The following is a 1,091-nucleotide window of genomic DNA, read 5'->3' as shown; positions in this document are numbered from 1 at the left end:
TAACGACCCAGTAGATATAATTTCATTAATATATTTTGGGTCAAAAGCCATAATAATTAGTGCAGATATAATAAAACCTATAACTCCCCAGGTTAAATAAGGATATAACCACATCTTCATACGAATAGTTTTATTTTGCATCATTAATTGTTTACGCATACGAAGTTGAGAAAATGCTATAACTAAATATACTAGTAAAGCAATTTCGCCTGATGTATCTAATAAAAATGAGAATACTTTTGCTGGAGCAGCGTAATTAGCAAATGTACAAATAAAAGCGACTACCGTTGATAATAATACTGCATATACTGGTATTTTTTGATTATTTACTTTTTGGATAAAGGAAGGCGCATTGCCTCTTTTCGAAAGAGAAAACATCATCCGAGATGCTGTATATAAAGCAGAATTTAAACAACTAGTAACAGCTGTTAAAATAATTATATCAACAATTAGTTTTGCATGTGGAATGTGAATTAATTCTAGAATAGCTTGGTATGGACCAATTTTTGTTAAGCTTGGATCATTCCAAGGAATAAGGCTCACTACAATAAAAATAGATAATAAGTAAAATAGACCAATTCGCCAAATTACAGAATTTGTTGCTTTTGTAATTTGAGTTTCTGGATCTTTTGATTCACTTGCTGCAATAGTAACAATTTCAGACCCCATAAAAGAAAACATTGTGGTGAGTAGAGCACCTAAAACTGCTCCCCAACCATTAGGAAGAAATCCACCATTATTATATAAATGTTCTACTCCCCCAACAGATGGATTTAATGAGAATCCAAAAATTGCAGCACAGCCTAAAATAATAAATATAATAATTGAAAAAACTTTAATGGTAGCCAACCAAAACTCAAATTCACCGTAATTTTTTACGCTGAATAGATTTGTTATAGTTAATGCGATTGTAATTAAAAATGATATGATCCAAATAGGGGCATTTGGCATCCATGAATGAATAATTGTAGCTGCTGCATTCGCTTCAAAAGGAATAACAAGTACCCAAAACCACCAATATAGCCATCCAATTGTAAAACCGGCCCATTTACCAATAGACCGATCGGCATATGTAGAAAAAGAACCACTAT

1 protein-coding gene is annotated in these 1,091 nt (G+C 32.0%); it reads right to left on the bottom strand.

Annotated elements, in window-relative coordinates:
* Positions 1-1,091 (bottom strand): amino acid permease (locus P256_RS08840; protein ID WP_023273349.1); only part of this gene is annotated, 1,091 nt, incomplete at both ends.

Source organism: Acinetobacter nectaris CIP 110549 (genome assembly GCF_000488215.1).
GTDB lineage: Bacteria > Pseudomonadota > Gammaproteobacteria > Pseudomonadales > Moraxellaceae > Acinetobacter > Acinetobacter nectaris.
This window is presented reverse-complemented; position numbering and strand designations above follow the sequence as displayed.